At 49.1% G+C, this 9,246-nt stretch carries 12 protein-coding genes; all 12 read right to left on the bottom strand.

Translation table 11 applies throughout. The features are described from left to right. A partial coding sequence (locus tag SOW26_RS05270; RefSeq protein WP_320652015.1) for an AzlC family ABC transporter permease occupies positions 1 to 439 on the bottom strand: 439 nt, incomplete at its 3' end. Positions 440 to 564: 125 nt separating this feature from the next. After that, a complete protein-coding gene (locus SOW26_RS05265; RefSeq protein ID WP_276958643.1) occupies positions 565 to 708 on the bottom strand; it encodes a hypothetical protein in 144 nt (47 codons plus the stop codon). A gap of 149 nt (positions 709 to 857) precedes the next feature. Beyond that, on the bottom strand, positions 858 to 2,072 hold the full coding sequence (locus SOW26_RS05260; RefSeq protein ID WP_276958642.1) for a dicarboxylate/amino acid:cation symporter: 1,215 nt from the start codon (positions 2,070 to 2,072) through the stop codon (positions 858 to 860). Between the two features lie 95 nt (positions 2,073 to 2,167). Further along, the gene (gene tsf / locus SOW26_RS05255; protein WP_154478556.1) at positions 2,168 to 3,088 is read right to left on the bottom strand and encodes a translation elongation factor Ts; all 921 of its coding nucleotides are present in this window, start codon (positions 3,086 to 3,088) and stop codon (positions 2,168 to 2,170) included. 44 nt (positions 3,089 to 3,132) lie between these two features. Further along, a complete protein-coding gene (gene rpsB, locus SOW26_RS05250; protein WP_154478554.1) occupies positions 3,133 to 3,870 on the bottom strand; it encodes a 30S ribosomal protein S2 in 738 nt (245 codons plus the stop codon). A gap of 231 nt (positions 3,871 to 4,101) precedes the next feature. Next, positions 4,102 to 4,989, bottom strand: a complete 888-nt coding sequence (locus tag SOW26_RS05245; RefSeq protein ID WP_330683550.1) for a mechanosensitive ion channel family protein — start codon at positions 4,987 to 4,989, stop codon at positions 4,102 to 4,104. A 4-nt stretch (positions 4,990 to 4,993) separates the two neighbouring features. Then, positions 4,994 to 5,833 carry a peptidoglycan editing factor PgeF gene (pgeF, locus tag SOW26_RS05240; RefSeq protein ID WP_320652016.1) on the bottom strand — a complete coding sequence of 280 codons (840 nt, stop codon included), beginning with the start codon at positions 5,831 to 5,833 and terminating at the stop codon, positions 4,994 to 4,996. Positions 5,834 to 5,858: 25 nt separating this feature from the next. Then, a complete protein-coding gene (locus tag SOW26_RS05235; RefSeq protein WP_276958640.1) occupies positions 5,859 to 6,224 on the bottom strand; it encodes a YraN family protein in 366 nt (121 codons plus the stop codon). Between the two features lie 106 nt (positions 6,225 to 6,330). Next, complete coding sequence (locus SOW26_RS05230; protein ID WP_320652014.1) at positions 6,331 to 7,134, bottom strand: ribonuclease HII; 804 nt, start codon at positions 7,132 to 7,134, stop codon at positions 6,331 to 6,333. Continuing rightward, complete coding sequence (gene lepB, locus SOW26_RS05225) at positions 7,127 to 7,708, bottom strand: signal peptidase I (RefSeq protein WP_276958638.1); 582 nt, start codon at positions 7,706 to 7,708, stop codon at positions 7,127 to 7,129. The genes SOW26_RS05230 and lepB (SOW26_RS05225) overlap by 8 nt, the downstream gene beginning before the upstream one ends. Further along, positions 7,705 to 8,562 (bottom strand): ribosome biogenesis GTPase YlqF, encoded by an 858-nt coding sequence (gene ylqF, locus SOW26_RS05220; protein WP_276958637.1) that lies wholly within the window; start codon positions 8,560 to 8,562, stop codon positions 7,705 to 7,707. The genes lepB (SOW26_RS05225) and ylqF overlap by 4 nt, the downstream gene beginning before the upstream one ends. A 10-nt stretch (positions 8,563 to 8,572) precedes the next feature. Then, positions 8,573 to 9,223 (bottom strand): signal peptidase I, encoded by a 651-nt coding sequence (lepB, locus tag SOW26_RS05215; RefSeq protein ID WP_235899439.1) that lies wholly within the window; start codon positions 9,221 to 9,223, stop codon positions 8,573 to 8,575. Positions 9,224 to 9,246: the final 23 nt, after the last annotated feature.

Below are 9,246 nucleotides of genomic sequence, written 5' to 3'. Positions count from 1 at the left end.
GCACCCAGTAAAAATGATTCAGGAGCGTCACAAACGTCATAAACCATCCCGGATCCACTCCCTCCGGTATATCTGCCGTATAATTAATGGAAAAGGTTTCATCACACATCCCAAAGATCAGGTAGAGATCTTTCCTGCCATGCCCTCTGTACCGATCCAGCATAGACAGGCCGTAAAACAGATGCCTTGCATTGATCACAATCGTAAGAAGGAAAGTCTGCAGAGGATGAAACCCGCCTAACAGTATACTGACAGCCACAAATTCCATGGACCCTGCAAATATCAGCATACTCATCAGCATGGGATACCAAAAGGAAAATCCGGAAGCATTCATGTAGATCCCATAGGACAGCCCCAGGAACAGAAAGCCCGCCAGGATCGGGACCGTATGGGGAAATGCTGCCAGAAATGCTTTTTTTATGTCTTTGTGTCTTTGCATCAACTTGTCTTCCTTTCTTCTGTTCCCCTCATTTTACTTTGATTCGGACGGAATTTCAACCTGACTTTTTTTACAGGAAAGGGATGCTTCCCTCAAGAAAAGCATCCCTGAAATTCTCGTAAATTCTATAAGGCTTTCTCCAGCTCTTCTTTTATGAGCCTTGCCTTCTCACTGTCTTCTTCCTCGATCCAAAGGGTGTATGTTCCCGGAGATTCGCTTCTTCGAACACCGCTGCTCGGCCTTTGAAACACAAGAATGTTCTTTATCATTTCCTTGATCCCTGCCCCGACAGCTGCCTCCTCTTCAAAAGCAATCCCCCCGGGCAGCCAATCGTTCTTTCAACCTGTTATGCATAAAAAGCGACTCTGTTTTTGAAAGCATTACTTTTCCCATACTCTTCCCTCCAAGAACACTGTCATTACTGCCGTTTTGCTTCTTTTTTCTCCAACAATGCATTTACCACAATGGCACAGGAAGCGTCTCCTGTGATATTTACCGTCGTCCGTCCCATATCAAACAATCTGTCCACTCCGGCTACCAGTGCGATCCCTTCCACAGGAAGCCCCACCGATTGCAGCACCATGGCCAGCATCACCATCCCGGATCCCGGCACTCCCGCCGTTCCGATGGAAGCCAGGGTGGCCGTCAGTACGATGGTGATCATCTGGGAGATCGTCAGGTTGATGCCATAGCAGGAAGCAATGAATACCACACAGACTCCCTGATAGATGGCCGTTCCATCCATATTGATCGTCGCCCCAAGTGGGAGCACGAAAGAGGATACTTCCTTTTTTGCCCCCAGCTTTTCCGTACATTCCATATTCAAAGGAAGCGTTCCTACAGAGGAAGCTGACGAAAATGCAAACAGGATCGCCGGCAGCATCCCCTTGAAAAACGTAACGGGATTCATCCCCGCCACTGCTTTCACAGACAGGGAATACACAAAAACTCCGTGTACGACATAGCATACGTAGGCTACCAGAAGCACCTTTGCCAGGGATCCGATGATGGAAGGTCCATTCACGGCCACCACCGGACAAAGAAGGCAAAATACTCCGATCGGAGAAAGCTTCAGGATCAGTTCCATGACCATCAGACAAATGTCATTGATGGTATCCACCGCCTGCACAGCCTTTTTTCCCTTGTCTCCCACCTGCATAATGGCAAACCCCACCAGCAGGGAGCCTACGATCACCTGCAGCATGGCTGCATCTAAAAACGGTGCTATGAAGTTGGAAGGAAACATATTGACCAGCGTTTCCATAAAACTTACCGGATCACTTCCCTCATATTTCAGATCCGACGTGCTCAGCACCGGAAAGATCCCCTTCAGCCCATTGGCAAACGCCAGCCCTATCGTGACGGCAAATGCCGTGGTACACATATAATACAGGATGGTCTTGCCCCCAATGGAGCCCACCTTTTTAATGTCCTGTAACGAAATAACCCCTGCCATAATCGAGAAAAACACCAGCGGAGTCACGATCCATTTGATCAGATTTAAAAAAATGGTACCGATGGGATTGATGTAGGTGGTTGCGATATCCGGATGTCCCGTCAGGGCAATTCCCGCCAGGATCCCCAGTACCAGCGCAATAAATATCTGCGTCGTTAACGATAATTTTTTCTTCATTCCTTTTCTCCTACAAAACCCCTGCGACCGGAATCACATGCCGATCGTAGGGGTCTTCTTTTCATTTCGCCAGGCTGCTTTTCACACAGGATCGCTTATTTTCCCATCTGAGCTGCAACTTCTGCTGCAAAGTCCTCCTGCTTTTTCTCGATTCCTTCTCCGGTCTCGAAACGCACAAATCTCTTTACGGTAACGGTTGCTCCGTTTTCCTTTGCAACTTTTTCCACATATTTTTCTACTGTCAGATCTCCATCCTGCACATATACCTGATCCAGCAGGCAGATCTCTTTCAATTCTTTGTTCAGACGTCCGATGATCATCTTTTCGATGATATTGTCCGGCTTGTTCGGATTTTCCAGCTTTGCCTGTGCCAGAAGGATCTCTTTTTCGTGCTCCAGATAATCCTGAGACACTTCCTCTCTGGATACATACTTGGGAGACATTGCCGCCACCTGCATTGCAACATTTTTCAGACAGGTTCTGATCTCATCATTCACAACGTCCGTCTCTGCGTCTACGATGACTCCGATCCGTCCGCCGCCGTGGATGTAAGATACGGCACACCCTTCGGATACTACCTTCTCAAATCTTCTGATGCTGAGATTTTCTCCGATCACAGAAATCTTTTCTGTCAAGGCGTCCTTTACTGTCTTGGAAGCGTCTTCGTTCCATGCCTCTGCCATGAAAGCGTCCAGATCCGCAGAATCTGTTGCCAGCGCCTGATTTACCACTGCCTTTACAAATCCCTGGAATTCTGCGTTCTTTGCAACAAAGTCTGTCTCAGAATTCACCTCTACGATCGCTGCCGTCTTATCGTCTCTTACCTCTGCCATAACGATTCCCTCAGCCGCAATACGTCCCGCCTTCTTCTCTGCCTTTGCCTGACCGTTCTTTCTCAGGTACTCAATGGCTGCATCCATATCTCCGTTGGTCTCATTCAGAGCCTTCTTGCAGTCCATCATTCCCGCTCCGGTCATTTCTCTCAGCTCTTTTACCATACTAGCTGTAATTGCCATGCTTCTATTCCTCCGTTCCTATTTGCTATCTTCTATGAGAATGACTACTCTGCCGCTTCTTCCTCGGAAACAGCCTCTTCGTATACGTCTTCTCCTGTCATTCCCTGGTTTGCTTCGATCACGGCGTCTGCCATCTTGGATACGATCAGCTTGACAGCGCGGATAGCGTCGTCATTTCCCGGGATCACATAATCCAGCTCTTCCGGATCACAGTTGGTGTCCGCGATTCCTACCAACGGAATTCCCAGCGTATGCGCTTCCTGCACACAGATTCTCTCTTTTTTCGGATCTACGATGAAGATCACATCCGGCAGTCTGTTCATATCCTTGATTCCGCCCAGGTTCTTCTCCAGTTTTTCCCATTCTTTTCTCAACTGGATCACTTCCTTCTTTGGCAGCACCTCAAAGGTTCCGTCCTCTGACATTCTCTCGATCTCTTTCAGACGTGCCACTCTGCTCTTGATGGTCTTGAAGTTGGTCAGCATACCGCCCAGCCATCTCTCATTTACATAGTACATACCGCAGCGCTCTGCCTCTGTACGGATCGCATCCTGTGCCTGCTTCTTGGTTCCTACAAACAGAACGGTTCCGCCCTCTGCCGCTACATCAGAGATCGCCTGGTAAGCCTCATCTACTTTTCCTACAGATTTCTGCAGGTCAATGATGTAGATCCCGTTTCTTTCTGTGTAGATATACGGAGCCATTTTCGGGTTCCATCTTCTTGTCTGGTGTCCAAAATGTACACCTGCCTCCAAAAGCTGTTTCATTGAAATTACACTCATGTTTTTTCCTCCATTTGGTTTTTTCTTCCGCATATGTGTAAGCCTTCAAACCGCAGATCCTGCGGCACCGTCTCCGGCAAACAAATGCGTGTTTTTTGCGACCTTTAGATGTTATCATATTTTCAAAAGGATTTCAAGAGAAAACCCTTTTGTTTTCAAGGTTTCCACCGGTTTGGCAGCGCGCTGCAGGGTATTTGCAGATTCTTCGTAAGCTCTTTGATCTTCGCTCTCCTATCTGGGTCTGCTGATCACTCCCACTTCCGGAAGGCGGACCCCATGCTCTTCAAATGCGAGCCGGATATTTTCCAGGATGCGCCATCTGGCTTCCCAGTAATGCTCGCTGACCACCCAGGCCCTGGCTCCCAGAACAACGCCTCTTTCTCCCAGCTCATCCACAAAAATCAGTATCTCCTCTTCCTGCAGAATCTGCCCGTCTGTTTTTACCACCTGCTCCAGCAGCTGTTTTGCCCGGCGAAGATCTGAATCGTAGGAGATCGTTACTCTAAGATCCAGTCTCCTTTCATTTTTGGCCGTTACGTTGGTAATGCTGTTGTTGGTCAGCATCCCGTTTGGGATCACGATGGTCTTATTGTCCAGGGTACTGAGTTTCGTGTAAAAAATTTGGATTTCTTTTACAGTTCCCTCATTTTTATTGGTATCCTCCACAATATAATCCCCCACCTCAAACGGCTTTAAAAGCAGGATCAGTACTCCTCCGGCAAAGTTTGCCAGACTTCCCTGTAGCGCCAGGCCGATGGCCACTCCCGCCGACGCCAGAACAGCCGCCACCGACGCCGTATCTACGCCAAGCTTGGTTATGATGCTGAAGATCAGCACCACATACAGCGCAAATTTGAGGAAGGAATCGGTAAACTGCCTGACGCCTGCATCCACTCCGGAGCGCTGAAAGGAACGCCCCACCAGCGCCCGTATCCACTTGATGACGATGCGTCCCACAAAAAACACCACCAGTGCCAGGAGCACCCTGATCCCATAGGCCAGGATATCCGGAAGGTGGTTTTGCAGATATTCTGTCATCCTGCCAACTTCACCTACCGTATCCTGTACCGTTTCTGTCACTTCTTTTGTACTTTCCGTCGTTAATACACACATCTCCATTTTCCTACTCCTGTTTCAGTGCAAGAAAGGCGCTTAGATTGCCCCTCTGATTTCCCGTCCTTCTGTGGGAAAACAGTATCTGGGGGTTACAATGGGTGCAGATGGTCGTTACAAACAGGTTTTCCCTTTTGATCCCTGCTTCCAACAGCACGTATTCATTGGCCTTCCAAAGATTTAGCTGGTACTTCCCCCGCCCTTTTTCATAAAAAATATCCTGCCACAGCCTCTCGTCAAACGCCCGCCGAAACTGTTCCACTACATCTTCACTGACCTCGTAGCAGTCCTGGCAGATGGAAGGAGCAATGGCCGCCGTTACGTCTTCGCTTCGGGTTCCAAATTCCTCTGCCATCCTCCTTAGCGTCACTTCTCCCATACGGCCTACCGTTCCCCGCCACCCGGAATGGCTCAGGCCGATGGCACGATTCTTTCTGTCGATGAAAAACAGAGGAACACAATCCGCAAAAAAAGTAACCAGGCAGACTCCTGTTTCATTTGTGATCAGTCCGTCTGTCTCAGGAATACAGGTTCCACAGTCGTTTCTTCCAACCCGCGCCACCCTGGTGTCATGTACCTGATGGGTGTATACCATAGATTCCGGTTCTATCCCTATGGCTTTTGCGATCCTCCTCTGATTCTCCCGAATGGCAGCCGGATCATCCCCTCTGCTGGTACTGATGTTCATGGTGCTGTAGCACCCTTTGCTGACCCCTCCCAGTCTGGTGGAAAAGCCCTGATGTACGATCCCTGTTTTTTCCAGTCCCTCACAGGACAAAAAAGGAACCCCTTGCTGCTCCTTCGGTACAAACGTTCTGCTGCCCGGTTTGTAGGTAAGCTCCGGTTTCATGCTTCCGCCTCCGTTTCTTTTCACTTCAAAATGCGTTTTGATAAACTTCGACACTCTCCCCGTCAAATGCCACCACATCAAAGCGGCAGGGGATTTCCTGCAGGCCTTTTTGCCTGAGATATTCCATCGCACAGTAAAACAGCTTCTTCTGCTTTCTTGCGTCTACTGCTTCCGCCGCTTTTCCGAAGGTTCCTTTTCTCCGGTATTTTACCTCGCAAAACACCAGGTACCCTCCTTCTTCTGCAATGATATCGATCTCCCCGATCCTGCTGAACACATTGCTTTCTATGACCGTATATCCCCGGTTCTGAAGAAAAGCCGCCGCTCTTTCTTCATAGGCCTTCCCTGTCTGCCGCCTGGTATCTGCTTGTTGTCTCTTTTTCTGTGCCATTCGCTTCCCTCAAAGAAAATCCACTCTCCGTCTGATTTTTCAAAAAGTCTGCCATTCCCATAGTCTTTCAGAGAAAATCTTTTGTTTTATGATATTTTAAGAAAAATCAATCGTCTATATAGTTCTTCAAAAAAGTGCGTCGGTGGATGGGTGTTACTCCCAGCTTTTGCAGCCCTTCGATATGGGCTTTGGTTCCATACCCCTTGTTGGAGGCAAAGCCGTATCCCGGAAGTATTTTGTCATATTCACACATCAGCCGGTCCCTGGTCACCTTTGCGACGATACTTGCCGCCGCAATGGAAGCACTTTTGGCATCTCCTTTGATGATAGGCACCTGCTTCATGGGAAGTTCCGGAATCGTCACCGCATCGTTCAACAGCAGATCCGGAGCCACCGAAAGCTCAGATACCGCCATCCGCATAGCCTCATAGGTAGCCTGCAAAATATTGATGGCATCGATTCTGGCCGGACTGACCATCCCGATCCCTACTGCCACCGCTTTTTCCATGATCTTTTCATATAACAGTTCCCGCTTCTTTTCAGTCAGCTTCTTGGAATCATTCAGATAAAGCAGCCGTTCTTCTTTGGGCAGGATCACCGCTGCCGCCACTACCGGCCCCGCAAAAGGACCTCTTCCCACCTCGTCAATTCCGCAAATAGCCCGGTACTCTCTGTATGCTTCTTCAAACTGGTACATCTGCTCTGTACGTGCCCGCTCCTTTTGGAGGCGTTCTTCCTGTCTCTGTTTCTTCTCCGCTTCCTTGATCTGTTTCCTGCTTGGTCCTTGTTCTGCCTGCCGCTTCTCCTGTCTGTTTTTTGGCGTTTCGTTTTCTGTCTGATCTTTTTTTTGTGATTCCGACGCTTCCTGTCCTTTACATCCGGCGATCGGATCGTCCTTCCTTCTACTCATGCCGGATCGTCCCCACTTTATCGAAAGGATAGATCCTTACCCACGCCCGGCCCATCAGATTTTTCCTTTTGATGACTCCTACGCTGGGCTCCCGACTGTCCGCACTGTGATTCCTGTTGTCTCCCAGTACAAAATACTCATCCTCTCCCAGTGTGACAGGTTCTGCTGCAATCCCCGGACTGTTCATCACTTCATTCCCGTAGGTGTCTGATTCCAGCCGTTCTCCGTTGATCCACACATACCCGTCGATCACCTGCACCGTATCCCCGGGCAGGCCGATGATCCGCTTGATATAATAGGTGTTTTCCGCATACTGATAAGGGAATACCACAATGTCAAATCGGCTGGGGGCACGGAAATGATAGGACAGTTTGTCCACGATCAGATTATCGCCGTCGCTTAAGGTCGTTTCCATGGAAGAACCACTGACCCGGGTCCGCTGCCCCACATAGGTAATGATCAGATAGGTCAGCCCTACGATGATCAGCAGATAAAGGATCCAGCCAAGAATCCCCCCGATCACTTTCCCAAATACGCGGACCAGCAGTCCTTCCCCTTCTGTTTTCCTGCTCATTCTATTTCCTCCTTAACCGGGCGCTCCAGTGTCAGCCTGCCCAGTCTTCCGTTTCTAAAATCATCCAGAAAAAGCAGCGCCGCTTTTTCAATGTCTGCTTCTCCCCCTTTTAGCAGGCAGTTTCTGCTTTGCGCAATGGCTGCCAGCGCCTCATAGGGATCTTCGCAGCGGGACGTCCCATACTTGTCCTCTAACATTCCCGGATACTCCCGGTTCAGAAAGGAAACGGCGTGCGCCGCCAGCTCTTCCAGATTCAGGACTTCTTCCTTTATGGAACCGATCATCGCCAAACAAAGACCGATCCTCTGATCTTCAAACTTCGGCCACAGGATCCCCGGTGTATCCAAAAGCTCCACCTGGCGGTTCAGGCGGATCCACTGCTTTCCTCTGGTAACTCCCGGCTTGTTCCCCGTCTTCGTGCAGGCTTTTCCCGCAAGACTGTTGATAAAGGTGGATTTCCCCACGTTTGGGATGCCGGCCACCATCGCTCTGACCGGGCGGTTCAGGATCCCTCTCTTTCTGTCTCTTTCCATCTTTTCCTTGCAGGCTTCCTGGATCACTCCCTGGATAGATTTTATCCCTCCGCCCTTTTTGGAATTGACCTTTACTGCCAGGATCCCTTTCTCTTTAAAATACTCGATCCACCGGCTGTTCCAGTGCTCCTCTGCCAGATCTGCCTTATTCAGCAGGATCAGCCTGGATTTCCCCGCTCCCAGAGTATCTATATCCGGGTTCCGGCTGCTGATGGGAGCTCTGGCGTCCACCAGCTCTATGATGAGATCCACCAGTTTTATATTTTCCTGCATCATACGCTTTGCTTTTGTCATATGACCAGGATACCATTGTACTTGCATCTGTTTCTCCTTATCGAATCCATCCAAATTGTCTGGTAAAAGAAATAACCATCCATGCCTTCCCATAGATGTACTCTTTTTTTACATTTCCCACGTCGGCGTCCCGGCTGTCCTCGCTGTTTTTCCGGTTGTCTCCCAGGACAAAATACTCCTCTTTCGACAGCTGCATCTTTTCATGTACGATCCCTACGTCATCTATGTCCGTTACCTGATAGTCTTCTTTTAATTTTTTCCCGTTGATATAGACGTTGTTTTCAATGATCTCCACAGTCTCGCCCGGAAGTCCCACGATCCGTTTCATATAGTAGTGGGAATTCTCATTCCCCTTGGGCTTAAATACGATCACATCCCCCCGCTTCGGTACGCTGACATTGTACACCATCCGATTGACCAGTACCACATCCTTATTTTGCAGGACAGGACGCATGGAGTCCCCCACCGTGCTGACTCTCTGACCGAAATAATAGACCAGTACAAATGCCAGCAGGCACACGATCACAATCTGGAACACCCATATTCCGGCTTTCGGAAGGCGCTTCCACAACGCTTTCAGCAGTTCTTTTCTCCTTTTTTTGCCGCCCTGCTTCCCTTTCGCCAGCTGCATGATCCGTTTTTTTCTTTTGTAGGAGCTGATATAGGAATTTTTGGTTCTTTTCTTCATAATCCCTCTCATATAGCAAAAAA

It is taken from the genome of Suipraeoptans intestinalis (assembly GCF_034091795.1).
Lineage (GTDB): Bacteria > Bacillota > Clostridia > Lachnospirales > Lachnospiraceae > Suipraeoptans > Suipraeoptans intestinalis.
This window is presented reverse-complemented; position numbering and strand designations above follow the sequence as displayed.

What these genes read in the sequence shown, in the direction of transcription:
- SOW26_RS05265 (WP_276958643.1), bottom strand. Translation starts at nt 708, where the DNA reads ATGATAAAGAACATTCTTGTGTTTCAAAGGCCGAGCAGCGGTGTTCGA.
- SOW26_RS05260 (WP_276958642.1), bottom strand. Translation starts at nt 2,072, where the DNA reads ATGAAGAAAAAATTATCGTTAACGACGCAGATATTTATTGCGCTGGTA.
- tsf (WP_154478556.1), bottom strand. Translation starts at nt 3,088, where the DNA reads ATGGCAATTACAGCTAGTATGGTAAAAGAGCTGAGAGAAATGACCGGA.
- rpsB (WP_154478554.1), bottom strand. Translation starts at nt 3,870, where the DNA reads ATGAGTGTAATTTCAATGAAACAGCTTTTGGAGGCAGGTGTACATTTT.
- SOW26_RS05245 (WP_330683550.1), bottom strand. Translation starts at nt 4,989, where the DNA reads ATGGAGATGTGTGTATTAACGACGGAAAGTACAAAAGAAGTGACAGAA.
- pgeF (WP_320652016.1), bottom strand. Translation starts at nt 5,833, where the DNA reads ATGAAACCGGAGCTTACCTACAAACCGGGCAGCAGAACGTTTGTACCG.
- SOW26_RS05235 (WP_276958640.1), bottom strand. Translation starts at nt 6,224, where the DNA reads ATGGCACAGAAAAAGAGACAACAAGCAGATACCAGGCGGCAGACAGGG.
- SOW26_RS05230 (WP_320652014.1), bottom strand. Translation starts at nt 7,134, where the DNA reads ATGAGTAGAAGGAAGGACGATCCGATCGCCGGATGTAAAGGACAGGAA.
- lepB (WP_276958638.1), bottom strand. Translation starts at nt 7,708, where the DNA reads ATGAGCAGGAAAACAGAAGGGGAAGGACTGCTGGTCCGCGTATTTGGG.
- ylqF (WP_276958637.1), bottom strand. Translation starts at nt 8,562, where the DNA reads ATGCAAGTACAATGGTATCCTGGTCATATGACAAAAGCAAAGCGTATG.
- lepB (WP_235899439.1), bottom strand. Translation starts at nt 9,223, where the DNA reads ATGAAGAAAAGAACCAAAAATTCCTATATCAGCTCCTACAAAAGAAAA.